Annotated in this window: 2 pseudogenes; both read right to left on the bottom strand. The window is 32.7% G+C overall.

The window, feature by feature from the left end:
- Positions 1–326, bottom strand: a pseudogene (locus ACE01R_RS17815) (hypothetical protein); the annotation flags it as partial.
- Between the two features lie 369 nt (positions 327–695).
- A pseudogene (locus ACE01R_RS17810) lies at positions 696–954 on the bottom strand (xanthine phosphoribosyltransferase); the annotation flags it as partial.
- Between the last annotated feature and the right edge of the window lie 126 nt (positions 955–1,080).

Genomic DNA, 1,080 nt, shown 5'->3' with positions numbered 1-1,080 from the left:
GCGATGCCACATACCCAGAAGGGATGGTTAGGTGTTGCGATAATTTCGGAAGGAAGAGTTGGATTGTTACTAAAATCATCCACTAACTCTAAAGCACGCAGTACCCATACCGGTTTTTTATCTAGTTTAAAAGTATTAACTACAGGCTTATACTCCTGAATATCTGTACCATCTTCAGGTCTTGATAAAACTAAATCTCCGATTTGAATATCTTCAATCTGTTTCCACATTATATGTGGTAAATCAAGATTTCTTTGAACACGGATTAAAGTTCCGGCAATAAAACAACCAGTAAATGTTGTTATTTCTTTCAATTTATCACCCATAAAAATGCCAAAAAAAATAAATACCCTAAGAACAAATGATCTTTTTATGTTAGAGGCTATTGATTATGAAAAAGATGTAGCATTCAAATTGTAACGGAAAATTCTTTATATCTAAATTTCCTTATTTTTCGAGATATTTTATGCTCATCTTGATAGATGAGATATGGATATTAGTTCAATTTTTTAATTGGTAGAGCCGCAGATAAATTAATCTTCAAATATCAAACAAGGATTTCGGCAATAGAGCCAATATAACTACTTGATACAATTAAAATTATTTCGTTTATAAAAATAAAGCCCCTCAAAAAATCAACCAATTTTCAGAGGGGCTTGCACCTAAGTGCTCTTTTTTTAAATTCAGTTGAAATCTTAGTCACGGACAAATTCAACAGTACCATTTTCCAAAGATTTAACACGTGCTAAAGATTCAACACGGTAACCTTTATCCAATGACAATTGGCGACCAGGTTGGAAAGATTTTTCAATCACAATACCAATACCCACAACTTCAGCATTTGCCTGATGAATTAAATTGGCAAGACCTAAAGCTGCCCTGATCCTTTGTCAGGAAATTATCCATCACGCGGGCTTTAGCGCTAGAGTTGATGGTTTTTTTTGCAATGGCAACCCTCCTTTTTAAAAAATTCCTCTTTCTATCAGAATTACTTTATAAATACGCTTAACTGTGATTGGTTAATTGTATTTTTATAAAAAGTAGATGTTCATCACATTTAAATGAGGGTTCTAATAAAAT

The organism is Acinetobacter sp. BSP-28, from assembly GCF_044130285.1.
In the GTDB taxonomy this organism is placed as follows: Bacteria; Pseudomonadota; Gammaproteobacteria; order Pseudomonadales; family Moraxellaceae; genus Acinetobacter.
Note: the sequence above shows the minus strand (reverse complement) of the source record. Positions and strands in the feature narration are given on the sequence as shown.